Source organism: Rhodoblastus sp. 17X3 (genome assembly GCF_030056575.1).
In the GTDB taxonomy this organism is placed as follows: domain Bacteria; phylum Pseudomonadota; class Alphaproteobacteria; order Rhizobiales; family Beijerinckiaceae; genus Rhodoblastus.
Genome location: NZ_JASHHX010000008.1, coordinates 87,198 through 104,954 on the forward strand (window position 1 = coordinate 87,198; position 17,757 = coordinate 104,954).

The 17,757-nt window shown below is 64.3% G+C and carries 16 protein-coding genes; 10 read left to right on the plus strand and 6 right to left on the minus strand.

Translation table 11 applies throughout. From position 1 onward, the window contains the following. Positions 1-12 precede the first annotated feature (12 nt). Both QM467_RS09770 and QM467_RS09775 read right to left on the minus strand, forming a co-directional pair. Complete coding sequence (locus tag QM467_RS09770) at positions 13-1,047, minus strand: aspartate-semialdehyde dehydrogenase (RefSeq protein ID WP_283366119.1); 1,035 nt, start codon at positions 1,045-1,047, stop codon at positions 13-15. Positions 1,048-1,124: 77 nt separating this feature from the next. Beyond that, complete coding sequence (locus QM467_RS09775; protein ID WP_283366120.1) at positions 1,125-1,904, minus strand: RluA family pseudouridine synthase; 780 nt, start codon at positions 1,902-1,904, stop codon at positions 1,125-1,127. Positions 1,905-2,024: 120 nt separating this feature from the next. Between QM467_RS09775 and ftsY the strand changes: the two genes are divergently transcribed. Together ftsY and QM467_RS09785 are read left to right on the plus strand one after the other, a co-directional pair. Then, positions 2,025-3,284: a signal recognition particle-docking protein FtsY gene (gene ftsY, locus QM467_RS09780; protein WP_283366121.1), complete on the plus strand. Its 1,260-nt coding sequence runs from the start codon at positions 2,025-2,027 to the stop codon at positions 3,282-3,284. Positions 3,285-3,451: 167 nt separating this feature from the next. Further along, a complete protein-coding gene (locus QM467_RS09785) occupies positions 3,452-4,099 on the plus strand; it encodes a septation protein A (protein ID WP_283366122.1) in 648 nt (215 codons plus the stop codon). Between the two features lie 123 nt (positions 4,100-4,222). Here the strand turns inward: QM467_RS09785 and QM467_RS09790 are convergent, their stop codons facing one another. Together QM467_RS09790 and acnA are read right to left on the minus strand one after the other, a co-directional pair. Continuing rightward, entirely contained in the window at positions 4,223-4,744 is a 522-nt protein-coding gene (locus tag QM467_RS09790) for a Cache 3/Cache 2 fusion domain-containing protein (RefSeq protein ID WP_283366123.1), read from the minus strand. A gap of 331 nt (positions 4,745-5,075) precedes the next feature. Then, positions 5,076-7,802 carry an aconitate hydratase AcnA gene (acnA, locus tag QM467_RS09795; RefSeq protein ID WP_283366124.1) on the minus strand — a complete coding sequence of 909 codons (2,727 nt, stop codon included), beginning with the start codon at positions 7,800-7,802 and terminating at the stop codon, positions 5,076-5,078. A 142-nt stretch (positions 7,803-7,944) separates the two neighbouring features. On the opposite strand from acnA, the gene ccmA reads away from it, so the two are divergent. Beyond that, positions 7,945-8,622: a heme ABC exporter ATP-binding protein CcmA gene (gene ccmA, locus QM467_RS09800; protein ID WP_283366125.1), complete on the plus strand. Its 678-nt coding sequence runs from the start codon at positions 7,945-7,947 to the stop codon at positions 8,620-8,622. After that, on the plus strand, positions 8,622-9,293 hold the full coding sequence (gene ccmB, locus QM467_RS09805; protein WP_283366126.1) for a heme exporter protein CcmB: 672 nt from the start codon (positions 8,622-8,624) through the stop codon (positions 9,291-9,293). Before ccmA ends, ccmB begins: the two co-directional genes overlap by 1 nt. 56 nt (positions 9,294-9,349) lie before the next feature. Here the strand turns inward: ccmB and QM467_RS09810 are convergent, their stop codons facing one another. Both QM467_RS09810 and acnB read right to left on the minus strand, forming a co-directional pair. Further along, entirely contained in the window at positions 9,350-10,072 is a 723-nt protein-coding gene (locus QM467_RS09810) for a carbonic anhydrase (RefSeq protein ID WP_283366127.1), read from the minus strand. Between the two features lie 179 nt (positions 10,073-10,251). Beyond that, positions 10,252-12,843: a bifunctional aconitate hydratase 2/2-methylisocitrate dehydratase gene (gene acnB, locus QM467_RS09815; protein ID WP_283366128.1), complete on the minus strand. Its 2,592-nt coding sequence runs from the start codon at positions 12,841-12,843 to the stop codon at positions 10,252-10,254. A 323-nt stretch (positions 12,844-13,166) separates the two neighbouring features. Between acnB and QM467_RS09820 the strand changes: the two genes are divergently transcribed. The 6 genes from QM467_RS09820 (at position 13,167) to QM467_RS09845 (ending at position 17,647) form a co-directional block, all read left to right on the plus strand. Next, positions 13,167-13,919, plus strand: coding sequence for a heme ABC transporter permease (locus QM467_RS09820; protein ID WP_283366129.1), 753 nt, complete (start codon positions 13,167-13,169; stop codon positions 13,917-13,919). Further along, positions 13,916-14,059, plus strand: a complete 144-nt coding sequence (ccmD, locus tag QM467_RS09825; RefSeq protein ID WP_283366130.1) for a heme exporter protein CcmD — start codon at positions 13,916-13,918, stop codon at positions 14,057-14,059. The genes QM467_RS09820 and ccmD overlap by 4 nt, the downstream gene beginning before the upstream one ends. Next, the gene (locus QM467_RS09830) at positions 14,056-14,655 is read left to right on the plus strand and encodes a DsbE family thiol:disulfide interchange protein (protein ID WP_283366131.1); all 600 of its coding nucleotides are present in this window, start codon (positions 14,056-14,058) and stop codon (positions 14,653-14,655) included. Before ccmD ends, QM467_RS09830 begins: the two co-directional genes overlap by 4 nt. 31 nt (positions 14,656-14,686) lie before the next feature. Beyond that, on the plus strand, positions 14,687-16,033 hold the full coding sequence (aroA, locus tag QM467_RS09835; RefSeq protein ID WP_283366132.1) for a 3-phosphoshikimate 1-carboxyvinyltransferase: 1,347 nt from the start codon (positions 14,687-14,689) through the stop codon (positions 16,031-16,033). Continuing rightward, positions 16,030-16,662: a (d)CMP kinase gene (gene cmk, locus QM467_RS09840; RefSeq protein ID WP_283366133.1), complete on the plus strand. Its 633-nt coding sequence runs from the start codon at positions 16,030-16,032 to the stop codon at positions 16,660-16,662. Before aroA ends, cmk begins: the two co-directional genes overlap by 4 nt. An 85-nt stretch (positions 16,663-16,747) precedes the next feature. Beyond that, a complete protein-coding gene (locus tag QM467_RS09845) occupies positions 16,748-17,647 on the plus strand; it encodes a hypothetical protein (RefSeq protein ID WP_283366134.1) in 900 nt (299 codons plus the stop codon). Positions 17,648-17,757: the final 110 nt, after the last annotated feature.

Below are 17,757 nucleotides of genomic sequence, written 5' to 3' on the forward strand. Positions count from 1 at the left end.
GCCGCTTTTTGCTCAGGCCGCTTTTTGCTTGGGCCGCAGTAGCTTGCGGTTGATCAGCGCTTCCGCGATCTGGATCGCGTTCAGCGCCGCGCCCTTGCGCAGATTGTCAGACACGCACCAGAAGGCGAGGCCGTTCTCGACGGTGGCGTCTTCGCGGATGCGCGAAATATAGGTGGCGTCTTCTCCCGCCGCCTCATGCGGGGTGATGTAGCCGCCGGGTTCGCGCTTGTCGATCACCAGAATGCCCGGCGCCTCGCGCAGGATTTTCCGCGCGGCGTCTGCCGTGATCGGCTTCTCGCATTCGATATTGACGCTTTCGGAATGCGAGATGAACACCGGCACGCGCACGCAGGTGGCGGTCAGCTTGATCTTGGGGTCGAGAATTTTCTTGGTCTCGGCCATCATCTTCCACTCTTCCTTGGTGAAGCCGTCTTCCATGAAGACGTCGATCTGCGGAATGAGATTGAAGGCGATGCGCTTGGGGAATTTCTTGTTCTCGACCTGATCGGAGACGAAGACGGCGCGCGTCTGGGCGAAAAGCTCGTCCATCGCGTCCTTGCCGGCGCCGGAAACCGACTGATAGGTCGAAACCACCACCCGCTTGATGCCGAAATGGTCGTGCAGGGGCTTCAGTGCCACCACGAGCTGCGCGGTCGAGCAGTTCGGATTGGCGATGATGTTCTTGCGGCCGAAATCCTTCAGGGCGTCGGCGTTGACTTCCGGCACCACCAGCGGAACGTCGGAATCATAGCGCCAAGCCGATGAATTATCGATCACGACGCAATTCTGCGCGCCGATGCGCGGCGACCATTCCTTGGAAATGGCGCCGCCGGCGGACATCAGGGCGATATCGCAATCGGAGAAATCAAACGTGTCGAGATGCTTGCACTTGAGTATCTTGTCGCCATAGGAAACTTCAGTGCCGATCGACCGCGACGACGCAAGCGCCACGACCTCGTCCGCCGGGAACTGGCGTTCGGCCAAAATATCCAGCATTTCGCGGCCCACATTGCCCGTGGCGCCGACGACAGCGACCTTGTAACCCATGCTGCTCTCCACGCGTTAAGCGCGCTTCCCTACAGCAAGCAGGCGCTCAGGGCAATGCGCCTTCGGCGTCTGGGCGCTCAAATCTCTCCGACTTTGGCCTCAAGCCGGGCTGTTTCGCGCTCTTCTTCGCGCTTCCGGCGCTCCGCGAGAACGGCGTCGTCGAGAGCCTGCGTCCAGCCGCAAGCGGCGAGGCGCTCCTTCATATGGTCCGGCGCGCAGGCGTCAACCTCGATGGCGGGCTTGTTGTTCGACAGCGGAATCCTGATGGCGCGGGCGTGCAGATGCAGGACGGCGTCCGGCGCGCCGCCCGCGCCATAGATCGGATCGCCGAAAATCGGGAAGTCCCGCGCTGCGCAATGTACGCGCAATTGATGTGTGCGGCCGGTCAGTGGCGACAGCGCCAGCCAGGCGAGCGGCGCGCCGGAGGCGTCGCGCCCGCGGCCGAGCACGCGCCAGCGCGTCTGTGAGGGCAGGCCGTCGGGATCGACTTTCATCCACCAGCCACGCGTCGCGTCGAGGCGGCCGAGCGGCAGGTCGATCAGGCCTTCGTCCTCCTCCGGCCCGCCGCACACCACGGCCCAATAGGTCTTGCCGATCTTGCCCTGCTTGAACAAAAGCATCAGCTTTTCCAGCGCCTTGCGATGGCGCCCCAGCACCAGGCAGCCGGAAGTGTCCTTGTCGAGCCGATGCGCCAGCGACGGGCTGCGCGGCAGGCCAAACCGCAGATGGGAAAAGGAGTCCTCGAAATTCTCACCGCCCTTGGGGCCGCGATGGACGGGAATGCCCGCCGGCTTGTCCAGCACCAGCAGAAGGCCGTCGCGATAAAGCAGCCGCGCATAAATCTCTTCCGGCGTCATGCGGGAAAGGCTATCGAGAGGGCGACAAGGTTTTTGGCGGCGGGCGTCATGCGCGCTTATTGCAAAAACCCGTGAGTTTGAGAAGGGCGACCCGCCCGGACGAAAGCGAGCTTGGAGCGCATGAGCGCAGATTCGAAAGACAAGGCCGGCTTCATCGGACGCCTGTTCAAGATGCGGCACGCCGAGGAATCCTTCTGGGAGGAAAAGCCGGACGGTGTCGAGGAAGCCAAGACCCCGGCCCCGGCGCCTCAAGAGAATTTCCCTCCGGAGCCCGCGCCCGAACCCGCGCCGGCGCCAGAGCCGCCCGCCCCGGCCGCCCAAATCGCCCCTGCGCCGATTGCGCCGGAAACCCGTTGGGAGCCGCCGGCCCCGGCCATTGAGATCGTTCCCGAGCCGGTTGCGCCCCTGCCTCCGCCTCCCGAGCCCGTTCCAGCGCCAGTTGTTGCGGAGGCTGCGCCGAAGGAGAGCTGGTGGACGCGGCTGCGTCAGGGTCTGGCGCGGTCGTCGTCGTCCATCGCCCAGGGCGTCGCGGATATTTTCACCAAGAAAAAGCTCTCCGCCGACATGCTGGAGGATCTGGAGGACGTGCTGGTCCGCTCCGATCTCGGCGTCGCCGCCGCGACGCGCATTGCGGCGCTGGTCGGCAAGGGCCGCTACGACAAGCAGATCGCGCCGGAAGAAGTTCGCTCCATTCTCGCGGACGAGGTCGAGCGCGTGCTCGCCCCCGTGGCCAGGCCGCTGGAGATCGACGCCTGCAAGAAGCCCTTCGTCATTCTCGTCGTCGGCGTCAACGGCTCCGGCAAGACCACGACTATCGGCAAGCTCTGCGCGAAATTCTCCGCCGAAGGCAAGACGCTGATGCTCGCCGCCGGCGACACTTTTCGCGCGGCGGCGATTGAGCAGTTGCGCATCTGGGGCGGGCGGATGAATGTGCCGGTCATCGCGCGCGAAACGGGCGCCGATGCGGCGGGCCTCGCCTTCGACGCCATCGAGGCCGCGAAGAACCAGAATGTCGACGTCCTGCTGATGGACACGGCGGGCCGGTTGCAGAACCGCACCGAACTGATGGCCGAGCTGGAAAAGATCATCCGTGTGATGAAGAAGGTCGACGCCGAGGCGCCGCATGCGGTGCTGCTGGTGCTCGACGCCACGGTCGGCCAGAACGCCTTGAGCCAGGTCGAGATTTTCGGCAAGGTCGCGGGCGTCACCGGCCTTGTCATGACCAAGCTCGACGGCACCGCCCGGGGCGGCATCCTTGTCGCCATCGCCGACAAATTCCAGCTGCCGGTCCATTTCATCGGCGTCGGCGAACAGGCCGACGATCTCGAACCCTTCACCGCCCGCGAATTCGCCCGCGCCATCGCCGGCTTCGAAGACTGACGCCAAGGCGTACAGCTATTAACCGGTAAGCCTTGGTTAGGCGCGACTGTGCCCAATAGCCCGTCGAATGACGGGCGTCTTTCTACACCCCTTGGCTGATGCGAGGGAGTCCTTGACCGCGACGCGTCGCGGTCAAGGAAAAATGGTAAAAACGCCTGAGGTTCTTCATGTCTGCCGAAGTTGCGCGAAAAAAAGTCAATCCGCTGCTGAAACTGGTGTTGGAAATGGGCCCTCTGGTCCTGTTCTTCCTCGCCAGCTCCCGGCCCGCGCTGTTTCACGGCCTCGTCGGGCCGTTTCTGCCCGAGGGGCTGCCGCAAGAGAAAATCGCCATCCTGACCTCGACCGCCGTGCTGATGGTGGCCGTCGTCGTGGCCCTGATCGCGTCATGGGTGCTGACCAAGCATCTACCGATCATGCCGGTCGTCACGGCGGTCGCGGTGCTGTTCTTCGGCGCGCTGACCCTCGTCTTTCAGGACCGGACCTTCATCCAGCTCAAGCCGACGATTGTGAATTGCCTGTTCGGCGCCGCGCTGCTGGGCGGTCTGGCTTTTGGCAAGCTGCTGCTGCCGGTCGCGCTCGACAGCGTGATGCATCTCGACGAGCAAGGCTGGCGCAAGCTCACCCTGCGCTGGGGCCTGTTCTTCTTCGTGCTTGCCGGGCTGAACGAAATTGTGCGGCTGACCCAGACCTGGGATTTCTGGGCCGGCTTCAAGAGCTTTGGCATCATGCCGCTGACGGTGATCTTCGCGCTGGCCCAGACGCCGCTGATCCTGAAGCACGAGATCAAACCCGAGGCGGATACGGAGCATTTTTGAAGAACGCCGCCTTTTTACCGCCGTAACAGCTTCGGTCGGGCGGCGCCATCGGGGCGTCTTTTGGACGCCGATGGCGCCGCCAATGAGCGGACGCGCAATGGCGTCCGTCGGTCGGCGGGCAACTTATTTCATATACCCCACGTAATATATTCCGATAACCGCTTTCGATGGATCGCGTATTGGCTCGTATCCAGTAATGTAGGGCTTTCCAAGGATATCGACTTCTCCATAGAAGGCTTCATTTTTCTGGATTGAGGCAATGGCTTTGCCTTTAGGATCGAGCATTGTGCCGATGGCGCGCGATCCATCATCTTTTTTCACATTCGTGGCGACCCGGACAAAATCGCTTCCGCTTTTCGCAAAGATTGTGGCGGTGCCGCCGGCTTTCTTCACGACATCATCGACGAGCTCGAAATTATTATTCATCTTGGTCGAGCCAAAAAAAATCGCGGGAACCTGCTTCCCGGCGACCATGTCGGTTCCTTCTATTTTGGCCGGGCCGAGTTTTTCAGCCATAGATTTCAAGGTTTCCATAGCCGCTTTTACTTTGGCATCCTGGGCCAGGCTGGAGCTTGGCGTCAAGGCGACGCCAGCGGCGAATGACGCAGCCAACAGCAGGCCGGAAAATGTCTTTCCCCATTTCATGGCTTTCCTCCCCTGGACAGGCGCCGGGGGCATGTGGCCGCTGCTCTCGTTTTAGAAGCGAAGAAAGCTTGCGAGGCGAAAAGACCGCCGGCGCACCCGCTTCGCGGTTCATCACGCGATTTACGGATACGGAAGACTCAACTCTGTCAGAACGTGAAGGTTGCGCTGCGAATCGACAATTTCTCCGGCGAACGCAATTGATGACGCGTTTTCATCCTCGCGAGGGCTTTTCCGGCTGCCGTTGGACAGTTCCGTCTGAAGGTCAGCGACACGCCATGAAAAAAGCCGCCGGAAATTTCGGCGGCTTTTTCATTCAGGTCACATAAAACGGTCACGCCACGGCGAGTTGGCGCAACACATAGTGCAGGATGCCGCCGTTCTTGTAATATTCGACTTCGTCCGCCGTCTGGATGCGCGAGTTGAGCGGCGCCTTCTTCACCGTGCCGTCGGCAAAAGTGATTTCGGCTTCCAGTTTCTGGCGCGGGGAGAGGTCGGTCAGGCCCTTGATGCTGACCATTTCGTCGCCCTTCAGGCCGAGGGTCTTCCAGCTCGTTCCTTCCTCGAAGGTCAGCGGCAGAATGCCCATGCCGACGAGATTGGAGCGATGGATGCGCTCGAAGCTTTCGGCGATCACGGCGCGGACGCCGAGCAGGTTCGTTCCCTTGGCCGCCCAGTCGCGCGAAGAGCCGTTGCCATATTCGACGCCGGCGAAGACGACCAGCGGAACCTTGGCCTTCTCATATTTCATCGCGGCGTCGTAGATCGACAGAACATCGCCGCCGGGGAAATATTTGGTGTTGCCGCCTTCCGGCACATTGCCGCTCTCATCGGCCAGGATGAAGTTCTTGATGCGGATATTGGCGAAGGTGCCGCGCATCATCACTTCATGGTTGCCGCGCCGCGTGCCGTACTGGTTGAAGTCTTCCGGCTTCACCTTGTTGGCCTGCAGATATTTGCCGGCGGGCGAAGCCGCCTTGATCGAGCCGGCCGGAGAAATGTGGTCGGTGGTGATCTTGTCGCCAAACAGGGCGAGGACGCGGGCGCCCTCGATATCCGTCACGGCCTTCGGCTGCATGGTGATGCCCTTGAAATAGGGCGGGTTCTGGACATAGGTCGACTTGTTGTCCCAGGCGTAGGTCTGGCTCTCCGGCGCCTTGACCTTGCGCCAGTTGACGTCGCCCTTGAACACGTCGGCGTATTTCGCCTTGAACAGCGACTTGGTCACGTTCTTGCGAATATAGTCCTGGATTTCCTGCGAAGTGGGCCAGATGTCGCGCAGGAAGATCGCCGCGCCCTTCTTGTTATGGCCGAGCGGCTCCTTGGTCAGGTCCTTCTGCACCGAACCGGCCAGCGCATAAGCGACAACCAGCGGCGGCGACGCGAGATAGTTCGCCTGCACGTCCGGCGAGACGCGGCCTTCGAAATTGCGGTTGCCCGAGAGAACCGCCGCCGCGACGACGTGATTGGCGTTGATGGCCTTGGAGATCTTCTCCGGCAGCGGACCCGAATTGCCGATGCAGGTGGTGCAGCCGAAGCCGACGATGTTGAAGCCGAGCTTGTCGAGCGACTTCTGAAGGCCGGCCTTGGCGAGATATTCCGCCACGACCTGCGAACCGGGCGCGAGCGAAGTCTTGACCCAGGGCTGCACGGTCAGGCCGGCGGCGACGGCGTTGCGCGCCAGCAGGCCCGCGCCGATCAACACGCTCGGGTTCGAGGTGTTGGTGCAGGAGGTGATCGCCGCGATCACGACATCGCCCTGCCCGATGTCGAAATTTTCGCCCTCGACCTTGTAGCGCTCGGACAGCGCGGAGAGCTTCTTGTATTCCGTGTCCATCGCGGCGGTGAAGCCGGCGGCGACGGCGTCGAGGGCGATGCGGCCCTCGGGGCGCTTCGGACCGGCGAGCGACGGGACGACCGAGCCGAGATCGAGTTCGATCGTGTCGGTGAAGACCGGTTCGCCGGCGGCGCGGGTGCGGAACAGGCCCTGGGCGCGGGCGTATTTCTCGACCAGCGCGACGCGGGCCGGCTTGCGGGCAGTCTTTTCGAGATAGTTGATGGTTTCGGCGTCGATCGGAAAGAAGCCGCAGGTCGCGCCATATTCCGGACCCATATTGGCGATGGTCGCGCGATCGGCGAGCGTCAGGGCGTCGAGGCCGGGGCCGAAGAATTCCACGAATTTGCCGACGACGCCCTTCTTGCGCAGCATCTGCGTGATGGTCAGCACGACGTCGGTGGCCGTGATGCCTTCCTTGATCTTGCCGCTCAGTTTGAAGCCGATCACTTCCGGCAGCAGCATGGATTGCGGCTGGCCAAGCATGGCGGCTTCGGCCTCGATGCCGCCCACGCCCCAGCCGAGAACGGCAAGGCCGTTGACCATGGTGGTGTGCGAATCTGTGCCGACCACGGTGTCGGGATAGGCGACTTCAACATTGATCGCCTTGCCGCGCGCCGGCTGGAACTTCTCCTTGCGCGTCCAGACCGTCTGAGCGAGATATTCGAGGTTCACCTGATGGCAGATGCCGGTGCCGGGGGGCACGACGGAGAAATTGTCGAGCGCGCCCTGGCCCCATTTCAGGAAGGTGTAGCGTTCGCCGTTGCGGGAATATTCGAGATCGACATTGGTCTTCAGCGCCTTCTTGGAGCCGAAGGCGTCGACGATGACCGAATGGTCGATGACCAGATCGACGGGAACCAGCGGATTGATCTTTTCCGGATCGCCGCCAAGCGACTGGATGCCGTCGCGCATCGCGGCGAGATCGACCACGGCCGGCACGCCGGTGAAGTCCTGCATCAGCACGCGGGCCGGCCGGAAGGCGATTTCCTTCTCCACCTTGCCCTTGTTCTTGATCCACTCGGCGACGCCGAGGATATCTTCCCTGGTGACCGTGCGGCCATCCTCGTTGCGGAGAAGGTTTTCGAGCAGGACCTTCATCGAATAAGGCAGTTTCGAAACGCCTTCGAGGCCATTCTTCTCGGCGGCCTTCAGCGAGAAGTAGTGATAAGTCTTGGCGCCGACCTTGAGGGTCTTGCGGCTTTTGAAGCTGTCGAGAGAGGCCATCGCTGGGAGATCCCGAAAAAGTTGGGGAGAAAGGCGAATGTTCAGCTTATAAACAAATCCGCCAAGACAGGCTACACAAACAAAAGTTTCGACTCGCCATATGCGCTCGGCGCGACGAGCCGATCAGACTGGAATTTTCGTTTTGTCACAGGATGTTGAAAGACTCCATCTTTCCGCGCGGTCGCTTCGGGTCGAGCGCGGCGGCCGCGCCATCGTCACGGACGTTTCGTTCGAACTCGCGTCGGGCGAAGCCTTGTTGGTGCTCGGACGCAATGGCGCGGGCAAGTCGACCTTGCTTCGCGCGCTCGCCGGCTTCCTGCCGCTGCGGGGCGGCGAAATGGTTTTCACCGGCGGCGACGCGCCTTTGTCGGAACGGGCGCATTACGTTGGCCATGCCGACGGGCTGAAATCGGCGCTGACCGCGCTGGAAAATCTCAGCTTCTGGGCGTCCATGCTGGGCGCGGCGAAAACATGCCCTGATGGAAAATTGTCGCCGCAGCAGGCGCTTGAAAAAGTCGGCCTCGCGCGGATCGGCGATTTTCCGGTCGGCTATCTTTCCGCCGGCCAGAAGCGCCGCGTCGCGCTGGCGCGGCTATTCGTCGCCGCGCGTCCGGTCTGGATTCTCGACGAACCGGCGACCGCGCTCGACGTCGGCTCGCAGGACCGGTTCGCGCAGGCGATGATCGAGCATCGCGCCAGCGGCGGCATGATCCTCGCCGCCACCCATGCGCCGCTTGGCCTCGTCGACGCCCGGGAATTGCGCCTGGACGCGGCCGCTTCCGCCGCGCGAGCCTGCCCTTCCACCGCCGGAGCCTGCTGATGTCTTCGCCGCTTCTGGCTCTGTTCCGGCGCGAGGCGCGCATCGCCCGCTCCATCGGCGGCGGCGGCGCCATGGGCGTGGTCTTCTTCCTGATTCTCGTCAGCCTGACCCCTTTCGCCATCGGGCCGGATCTCAACCTGCTCTCGCGGATCGGTCCGGCCATATTGTGGATCGCCGCGCTGCTCGCGACGCTGCTCGGCCTCGACCGGCTGTTTCAGGCCGACGCCGACGATGGTTCGCTCGACCTTTTCATGATGACCTCGACGCCGCTTGAGCTGGTGGTCCTCGTCAAATGCGCCGCCCATTGGACGCTCACGGCCTTGCCGTTGGTCGCGGCGGCGCCTTTGCTTGGCCTGATGCTCGGGCTGGAGCCGGAGGCGCAGGCCGGCGTCGCCGCCTCGCTATTGGCGGGAACGCCCGCCTTGACCCTGCTCGGCGCGATCGGCGCGGCGCTGACGGCGGGACTGCGGCGCGGCGGTCTGCTGATGGCGGTGCTGATCCTGCCGCTGACGACGCCGGTGCTGATCTTCGGCGTTTCGACAGCGGCGGCCGCAAGCGGCGGCACGGTGCCCTTTCACACGCCCTTCCTGATCCTCTGCGCCCTCTCGCTGGCGACCATAGCCGGGGCGCCCTTCGCCGCAGCGGCGGCGCTGCGGGCGCGGGAAGGGTGAGAGATCAAAGGCCCTCGAAACACGCTCGCGGCGGAATTGCGGCTGATGCTCCCTGATTAGCCGAGATAGCTCACTACTCCGGTCTGGATATCGTAGATCGCCGCGACGATCTTGAGCTTGCCGGCGCCGGCGAGTCCGGAGATGAGCGTGCTGGCCGCGGCCAGCCGCGCCGCTGTTCGTTGCGCGCTCAGTTTGGCGGTGGCGTTGACATAGTCGCCCGCATCGTCCCGCGCTGCCAGCGCGGCCGGCAGTATCGGCTCGATCATCGGCCCAATCGCGCCGGGATAGGTAGCGTTCTTTTTCACGACGTCGCATGCCGCCTTGACGGCGCCGCAGCTCGTATGAGCGAGGACGACGATGAGCGGCGACCCGAGCACCGCCGCGCCATATTCGACCGTGCCGAGCGTCGCCGTGTCGACGAGGTTGCCTGCATTGCGGGCGACGAACAACTGGCCGACCCCCTGGCCGCCGAAAATAAGTTCCGGCGGGACGCGACTGTCGGCGCAGGCGATGACCGTCGCCCATGGCGCCTGGTGGCCCGCGACCGAGGCGCGCTCCGCAGCCATGTCGATCGAGCAGAGCTCCGGGTGGCTGACATAGCGCGCATTGCCTTCCTTGAGCGCGGCGAGCGCTTCGTCCGGCGAGAGGGACGTCGGAGCGCCATCGGCCGCCCGCGCCGGGTTTGTCATTCCGGCCATCGCGGCCCCGGCCAGTCCGGAAGCCGCGACCCTGAGGAAATCCCGTCGGCCCACAGTTTTGCTCTCGCACGTTCTGCACATTTTCGGTCGCTCCATAGGGTCCAAAGCCGACAGGGCCGATTGAACTTTAAACTCCGCCTGTTGCGAGGCTTTGACAAGAGCGCTGGCGTTCTTCCCGCAATCCAACCGTCCAAATGGCAAACGGCCCGCTGGTTGCGCCAGCGGGCCGTTCATTTCGGGACGATCAGAGCCGCGTCAGATCACGCGTCCACCGTCTCCGCCACTTCCACGAATTCCGGAATCTGATCGAAATTCATGTAGCGATAGACGTCGCCTTCCTTGCCCTTCAGCCCGCCGAGCTGCTCCATATATTCCGCGAAGGTCGGGATCTTGCCTAGCAGCGCCGCGACCGAGGCGAGTTCCGCCGAGGAGAGATAGACGCGGGTGTCGATGCCCAGACGGTTGGGGAAGTTGCGGGTTGAGGTCGAGACGGCCGTCGCGCCCTTGCGGACCTGGGCCTGGTTGCCCATGCACAGCGAGCAGCCGGGCATTTCCATGCGGGCGCCGGACTTGCCGAGTGTCGCGTAATAGCCTTCCTCGGTCAGGATATGGGCGTCCATCTTGGTCGGCGGCGCGATCCACAGCCGGGTCGGGATGTCCGACTTGCCGGAGAGAATCTTGCCGGCGGCGCGGAAGTGGCCGATGTTGGTCATGCACGAGCCGATGAAGACCTCGTCGATCTTGTCGCCGGCGACTTCCGACAGAACCTTGACGTCGTCCGGATCGTTCGGGCAAGCCAGAATCGGCTCCTTGATCGTGGCCAGATCGATCTCGAACACGGCGGCATATTCGGCGTCCGCGTCGGGCTGCAGCAGGACCGGGTTGGCGATCCAGGCCTTCATGGCGGCGATGCGGCGCTCGAGCGAGTGGCGGTCCTGATAGCCATTGGCGATCATCCACTTCATGAGCACGATGTTCGAATTCATATATTCGATGATCGGCTCCTTGTTCAGGCGCACCGTGCAGGCGGCGGCAGAACGCTCGGCGGAGGCGTCGGAAAGCTCGAAGGCCTGTTCCACCTTCAGGTCCGGCAGGCCCTCGATTTCGAGGATGCGGCCATTGAAGACGTTCTTCTTGCCCTTCTTCTCGACCGTCAGCGTGCCGGCCTTGATCGCCGCCAGCGGAATGGCGTTGACGAGATCGCGCAGGGTGATGCCGGGCTGCATTTCACCCTTGAAGCGGACGAGCACGGATTCCGGCATGTCGAGCGGCATGACGCCGGTCGCCGCCGCGAAGGCGACGAGGCCGGAGCCCGCCGGGAAGGAAATGCCGATCGGGAAGCGGGTGTGGCTGTCGCCGCCGGTGCCGACGGTGTCGGGCATCAGCAGGCGGTTGAGCCAGGAGTGGATGACGCCGTCGCCGGGACGCAGCGAGACGCCGCCACGATTGGAGATGAAGCCCGGCAGATCGCGGTGGGTCTGGACGTCGACCAGCTTGGGATAGGCCGCCGTGTGGCAGAAGGACTGCATCACCAGATCGGCGGAGAAGCCGAGGCAGGCGAGGTCCTTGAGCTCGTCGCGGGTCATCGGGCCGGTGGTGTCCTGCGAGCCGACGGTGGTCATCTTCGGTTCGCAATAGGTGCCGGGGCGCACGCCCTTGCCCTCGGGCAGGTGGCAGGCGCGGCCGACCATCTTCTGGGCGAGGGTGAAGCCCTTGCCGCTGTCCTTCGGCTCGGCCGGCAGGCGGAACAGGGTCGAGACCGGAAGGCCGAGCGCCTCGCGGGCGCGGGCGGTGAGGCCGCGGCCGATGATCAGCGGAATGCGGCCGCCGGCGCGCACTTCGTCGAAGATCACGTCGGATTTGACGGTGAACTCGGAAATGACTTCGCCGTTCTTCAGCGCCTTGCCCTCATAGGGGCGCAGCTCGACGACATCGCCGGTCTCCATCTTCGAGACGTCGAGCTCGATCGGCAGGGCGCCGGCGTCTTCCATGGTGTTGTAGAAGATCGGGGCGATCTTTGTGCCGAGGCAAACGCCGCCGAAGCGCTTGTTGGGGACAAAAGGAATGTCCTCGCCAGTGAACCACAACACGGAATTGGTGGCCGACTTGCGCGAGGAGCCGGTGCCGACGACGTCGCCGACATAGGCGACCGGCAGGCCCTTGGCCACCAGCGCCTCGAGCTGCTTGATCGGGCCGCGGACGCCCGGCTCGTCAGGGACGATGCCGGGGCGGGCGTTCTTCAACATGGCGAGGGCGTGCAGCGGGATGTCGGGACGGGTCGAGGCGTCGGGCGCCGGCGACAGATCGTCGGTATTGGTCTCGCCATTGACCTTGAACACGGCGACGGTGAGCGAAGCCGGGACCTCGGGACGCGAGGTGAACCATTCGGCGTCGGCCCAGGACTGCAGCACGGCCTTGGCGTTGGCGTCGCCCTTGTCGGCAAGGGCTTTGACGTCATGGAAATAATCGAACATCAGCAGGGTCTTCTTGAGACCCTCGGCGGCGACGGCGCCGACTTCCGAATCGGGAAGCAGGTCGATCAGCGGCTTGATGTTGAAGCCGCCGAGCATGGTGGCGAGCAATTCGGCAGCGAGCTTGCGGGACACGAGAGCATTCTTCTCTTCGCCCTTGGCCACGGCGTCGAGGAAGCCGGCCTTGATCCGAGCGGCGTCGTCGACGCCCGCCGGCACGCGGTGGGTCAGCAGGTCGATCAGAAACGCTTCTTCCCCGGCCGGCGGATCGCGCAGCAGGGCGATCAGCCCTTCCGTCTGCTTGGCCGAGAGCGGCAGCGGCGGAATTCCAAGAGCGGCGCGCTCCGCCACATGAGAACGATAGGTTTCAAGCATCGACATCATTGACTCTTTCTCTGGAAGTGAGCGAGCGTGGCGAAGCGATAGCCTCGCTCGGAAAGAAACTCGGCACGCATAAACGACAAGCGCGCCCTTCGCGTCAATTAACGTTCTTGCTAATATGACGATCGGCTTGGCGGGGGCCGCCGGTTTCGTCGGGAGCCAACAGGACCGCCGGGAGCGCGAACGATCGGTTCGGAATGTCCGGCGCCAAATACAGCCTCAAATTTTTGCGCTTCGCCGTCATTTCGCCCGCTATCAATTGCATTTGGCGGCCAGCCCGCCTAATCAAGCGGCGCAAGCCAGACGAGGACGGCTGAAGGTCGATGCTCAAATACGCCAATCCGACGCTTTTTCTTGCGCTGGCCGCCCGGCTCATCCCCTGGCTCGGCGGCGCGTCCGCGCTCGCCCTCGCACTGGGCCTCTATCTGACCTTTTTCGTCGCGCCTGACGATTACCAGCAGGGCGCCTCCGTCAAGATCATGTATGTCCATGTGCCCGCGGCCTGGCTCGGCATGATGTGCTATATGGTCATGACCTCCGCGGCGCTCGGCACGCTGGTCTGGCGCCATCCCCTCGCCGACGCCGCGCAGAAGGCCGCCGCCCCGCTTGGCGCGGCCTTCACCCTGCTTTGCCTCGTCACCGGCTCGCTCTGGGGCAAGCCGATGTGGGGAACCTGGTGGGTGTGGGACGCCCGCCTGACCTCGGTGCTGGTGTTGTTCCTGATCTATCTGGGCCTGATCGGCCTGTGGCGGACCATCGAGGAGCCCTCCCAGGCCGCGCGCGCCGCCGCGATCCTCACCCTTGTCGGCGTGGTGAACATTCCGATCATCAAATTCTCGGTCGACTGGTGGAACACCCTGCACCAGCCCTCGTCCGTGTTCCGGCTCGGCGGGCCGGCGATCTCGTCGGCGATGATGTGGCCGCTGCTCATCATGGCGCTGGCCTTCACCCTGCTGTTCTTCACGCTGCACCTGATGGAGGTGCGCAACGAGATCCTGCGCCGGCGCCTGCGCCGCCTGAGCATTCTCGCGGCCAGCGCGGAAGACCCGGACCTGTCGGCGGAGGCGGCGCAATGAAGGATTATTCCTTCTATATTTTCTTCGCCTATGGCTTCGCCGCCGTGGTCATCGGCTCGCTCGTCGCCCGGATCACGCTCGATTATCGCGATCTCAAGCGGAAGCTGGCGCGATTCGAGCAGCAGGAGAAGGGCCGATGAGCGCGCAGGACAACGCCGGGGAAAATAGACCTGCCGGGGGGCGGCGCTGGGCTGCGGCGCTCCCGTTGCTGATCTTCGCCGGCATGGCCGCCTTCTTCGCCTGGCGGCTGTTTCTGGGCCATGATCCTGCGGCCTTGCCTTCAGTCCTGATCGGCCACCCCGCGCCTGCCTTCAACCTGCCGGCGCTCGCGGAATCGGGCAAGCCGGGCCTCTCCGACGCCGATCTGCGCAAGGGCGGCGTCACGGTGGTGAATATTTTCGCCTCCTGGTGCGGACCATGCCGGATCGAGCATCCGAACCTGCGCAAGCTTTCGGAAAACCAGGCGCTCGCCGCGATGGGCGTGCGTCTCGTCGGCGTCAATTACAAGGACGACCCGGCCAACGCCATGAAGTTCCTGAAGGCGGAAGGCGACCCCTATGCCGCGATCGGCGTGGATTCCAGCGGGCGCGTCGGCATCGACTGGGGTCTGACCGGCGTGCCGGAGACCTTCATCATTCGTGGCGACGGAACCATCGCCTTCAAATATACGGGGCCGATCACCGAAGAGGCCCTGAACCAGACCATCCTGCCGCAGATCGAAAAAGCCCTGCGCTGATCTGGCGGCCTCATTCCGGCGCTTTTCCTCCATGTCCCATTCCGCTTCGCCCGCCAAACCCCTCACCGCCACTGCTTGCGGCCCGCTGCGCGGAAAAGCCCGCCCGCCCGGCGACAAGAGCATTTCCCACCGCGCCTTCCTGCTCGGTCTGCTATCCGTCGGCGAAACGCGGGTCTCCGGCCTGCTCGAAGGCGAGGACGTGCTGAATACGGGGCGCGCCTGCGCCCAGCTCGGCGCGAAGATCGAGCGTCTCGGCGAAGGAAGCTGGTCCATTCAAGGCATGGGTCTCGGTTCGCTGCTGGAGCCGCGTGAAACACTGGATTTTGGTAATGCCGGGACCGGCTCGCGCCTGATGATGGGTGTTGTCGGCGGCCATGGAATCACCGCGCGCTTCGACGGCGACGCTTCGCTGCGCAAGCGCCCGATGCGCCGCATTCTCGATCCGCTCGTGCTGATGGGCGCTCAGGTGCTGGAGCAGGCGGAGGGCGGGCGATGCCCGATCCTGCTCAAGGGAACGTCCGAGCCGGCGCCGATCGAATATCGCACCCCGGTCGCCTCGGCGCAGATCAAATCGGCGGTTCTGCTCGCGGGGCTCAATGCGCTGGGCCGCACGACGGTCATCGAGAGCGAGGCCAGCCGCGACCACACCGAGAAAATGCTGACCTATTTCGGCGCCAGCCTGACCTCCGAGCCCTTCGGCGCGCATGGCCGCAAGATTACGCTGGAAGGCCGGCCGGAACTGACGCCGCGTAAAATCGTCGTGCCGGTCGACCCGTCTTCCGCCGCCTTCCTCATCGCGGCGGCGCTGCTGGTCAAGGGGTCGGACATTGTCGTGGAAGGGATGATGATGAATCCCCTGCGCACCGGCCTTCTGACCACTTTGCTCGAAATGGGCGCGCGGATCGACATTCTCGACCGCCGCGAGGAAGGCGGCGAAGAGGTCGCCGATCTTCGCGTTCGTCACAGCGAATTGACGGGGGTCGATGTCCCGGCGGCGCGCGCCCCGGCCATGATCGACGAATATCTCATTCTCGCCGTGGTCGCGGGTTTTGCACGCGGCTTGACGCGGATGAATGGGTTGCAGGAATTGCGGGTCAAGGAATCCGACCGCCTCGCGGCGACGGCTGCAGGGCTGGTCGCCAATGGCGTCGCGGCGCATATCGAGGGCGACGACCTCATCGTCGAGGGCGGCGCGGGGGCCTGTCCCGGCGGTGGCCTGGTCGCGACCCATCTCGACCATCGCCTCGCCATGAGTTTTCTGGTCATGGGGCTCGCGTCCGACAAGCCGGTGACGGTCGACGACGAAACCATGATCGCCACCTCCTTTCCGACTTTCAAGCCGCTGATGGCGCAGCTCGGCGCGGAATTCGTGGCATGATCATCGCCATTGACGGCCCGGCCGCCTCGGGCAAGGGCACCATCGCCCGGCGCCTCGCCGCCCATTTCGGCCTGCCCCATCTTGACACCGGCCTGCTCTATCGCGCCACCGCCCGCGTCTTGCTCGACCAGGGCTCGAAACTCGACGATATCGAGAACGCGGTGAGCGCCGCGCGCGGGCTGGCTTTGCTCGATTTCGAGGAAGACCGCCTGCGCGGCCGGGAAATGGGCGAGGCGGCCTCGGTCGTCGCCGCGATCCCGCAAGTTCGCGCCGCGCTGATCGACATGCAGCGCGCTTTTGCTGCCCGGCCGCAGGGCGCCGTGCTCGATGGCCGCGACATCGGGACGGTGATCGCTCCCGACGCCAACATCAAAATCTTTGTGACAGCGAGCCCCGAAATCCGCGCCCAGCGCCGGTCGCTTGAACTGCGCGGGCGCGGCGAAAAGGTCGATTACCCGGCCATCCTCGAAGACATCAGGAAGCGCGACCGGCGCGACAGCGAGCGCGCCGACGCCCCGCTGATGCCGGCCGACGACGCCACGATTCTGGATACGACCGATCTGAATGTCGAAGGCGCCTTCGCCGCGGCTCTGGACATTGTCGGGCGCGCGCAACGCGAGGCCCTGTAAGACCGGCCTTCCCAGGCCTCGGCGACGCGGTATGATGTCCAGCCGCTCCGACGCCTTGGGAATCCGTCGAAGGAGATTTGTCCAAATGACCGGAAATGTCGCCAGTCTCGAAGCCAGCGATTTTGCGATGCGGAACTGGAGAGGCGCCGAAGCCGGGCCTGTCCGGATCGGCTCGCCCGAGCATTTGCGCCTGTTCACGCGCATGCTGCTCGACACGCATAACCCCTACAAGCCCGCCGTTATCGATTGGCCGAAACTCGAGCCGGACGCGCTCGCGCGCGTGACCTCGCTGCCGATCTGGGACATTGCCGTCCAGACCGAGGGCCGGGCGTCGATCCGGGTCAAGACTTTCGCGGAAACCCTTCGCGATCCGCTCCTGCGCGAGGCGCTGGAGATGGACGCCGCCGAAGAGGCGCGCCACAAGGTTGTCCTCTCGAAACTCGTCGAGGCTTACGGCATCCCGCTCGCCCCGGAGCCGGCCTATGACGCGCCGAAGGACGCCATGTGGGCCTGGCTGGTGACCGGCTACAGCGAGTGCATCGACAGTTTCTTCGCCTTCGGCCTGTTCGAAACCGCGCGCCGGTCCGGCTACTTCCCCAACGAGCTGGTCGAAACCTTCGAGCCGGTGATTCAGGAAGAGGGACGCCACATCCTGTTCTTCGCCAATTGGGTCGCCTGGCATCGCCGCAACCTGCCCTGGTGGAAGCGCCTTCACTTCCGCGCCACCGAAGCGGCGGTCTGGGTCTTCCTGATCTGGGAGCGGATCGGCATCGCGCGCGGCCTCGACAACTCGGGCGAGATGCAGGACGCGAATTTCGCCATGCAGGGAACGGGCGCCGTGGGCATCGAACTATCCCCGGCGGAACTGATCGATCTCTGCCTTGTCGAGAACGACCGGCGCATGGCCGGCTATGACGAGCGGCTGCTCCGCCCCCGGCTGGTTCCGGCGCTGGCCCGCTTCGCGCGGCGGTTCCTGAAGAAATAAGCGGGGGGCGGCCCGGCGCCGCCATCTCCCGCCTTGTGGAAAACCCGCGCCTTTGCTAAAACGCCGCCTTCAAACTGCTCCCGCCCGCCGGCCCGCGCCGGCAGTCCCGG

Excerpts from the sequence above, each read along its gene's own strand:
- QM467_RS09770 (WP_283366119.1), bottom strand. The coding sequence starts at position 1,047 with ATGGGTTACAAGGTCGCTGTCGTCGGCGCCACGGGCAATGTGGGCCGC.
- QM467_RS09775 (WP_283366120.1), bottom strand. The coding sequence starts at position 1,904 with ATGACGCCGGAAGAGATTTATGCGCGGCTGCTTTATCGCGACGGCCTT.
- ftsY (WP_283366121.1), top strand. The coding sequence starts at position 2,025 with ATGAGCGCAGATTCGAAAGACAAGGCCGGCTTCATCGGACGCCTGTTC.
- QM467_RS09785 (WP_283366122.1), top strand. The coding sequence starts at position 3,452 with ATGTCTGCCGAAGTTGCGCGAAAAAAAGTCAATCCGCTGCTGAAACTG.
- QM467_RS09790 (WP_283366123.1), bottom strand. The coding sequence starts at position 4,744 with ATGAAATGGGGAAAGACATTTTCCGGCCTGCTGTTGGCTGCGTCATTC.
- acnA (WP_283366124.1), bottom strand. The coding sequence starts at position 7,802 with ATGGCCTCTCTCGACAGCTTCAAAAGCCGCAAGACCCTCAAGGTCGGC.
- ccmB (WP_283366126.1), top strand. The coding sequence starts at position 8,622 with ATGTCTTCGCCGCTTCTGGCTCTGTTCCGGCGCGAGGCGCGCATCGCC.
- QM467_RS09810 (WP_283366127.1), bottom strand. The coding sequence starts at position 10,072 with ATGTGCAGAACGTGCGAGAGCAAAACTGTGGGCCGACGGGATTTCCTC.
- acnB (WP_283366128.1), bottom strand. The coding sequence starts at position 12,843 with ATGTCGATGCTTGAAACCTATCGTTCTCATGTGGCGGAGCGCGCCGCT.
- QM467_RS09820 (WP_283366129.1), top strand. The coding sequence starts at position 13,167 with ATGCTCAAATACGCCAATCCGACGCTTTTTCTTGCGCTGGCCGCCCGG.
- ccmD (WP_283366130.1), top strand. The coding sequence starts at position 13,916 with ATGAAGGATTATTCCTTCTATATTTTCTTCGCCTATGGCTTCGCCGCC.
- QM467_RS09830 (WP_283366131.1), top strand. The coding sequence starts at position 14,056 with ATGAGCGCGCAGGACAACGCCGGGGAAAATAGACCTGCCGGGGGGCGG.
- aroA (WP_283366132.1), top strand. The coding sequence starts at position 14,687 with ATGTCCCATTCCGCTTCGCCCGCCAAACCCCTCACCGCCACTGCTTGC.
- cmk (WP_283366133.1), top strand. The coding sequence starts at position 16,030 with ATGATCATCGCCATTGACGGCCCGGCCGCCTCGGGCAAGGGCACCATC.
- QM467_RS09845 (WP_283366134.1), top strand. The coding sequence starts at position 16,748 with ATGACCGGAAATGTCGCCAGTCTCGAAGCCAGCGATTTTGCGATGCGG.